Here is a 255-nt window from a genome sequence, read left to right on the forward strand (position 1 = left end):
TTTGGACAGACTGGTCCCGTAAATCAATCTGTTCTTTTTTAATCATATGCATAGCCTCTACTCCAGAAAGAATGGATGTAGCTGTGTCAAAGCATTTGAACCCTAGCATAGAACGGATTCGTTTCTTTATAAAGCGATGATCTTGTTCTACTATGTTATTCAAATACTTTTGTTGTCTAAGTCGCATACCGTTAGGTATGCTTTTTCTTACGATTAGTCAACCTATAGATTTTTGATGGATTGAGTACCAAAAAT

1 pseudogene is annotated in these 255 nt (G+C 35.3%); it reads right to left on the reverse strand.

The window, feature by feature from the left end:
* Nucleotides 1–190 (reverse strand): annotated as a pseudogene (locus tag MR065_RS27325) (DDE-type integrase/transposase/recombinase); the annotation flags it as partial.
* Nucleotides 191–255: the final 65 nt, after the last annotated feature.

Origin of the sequence: Bacillus cereus group sp. BfR-BA-01383, from assembly GCF_022663495.1 — a bacterium.
GTDB classification, from domain to species: Bacteria; Bacillota; Bacilli; order Bacillales; family Bacillaceae_G; genus Bacillus_A; species Bacillus_A cereus_AU.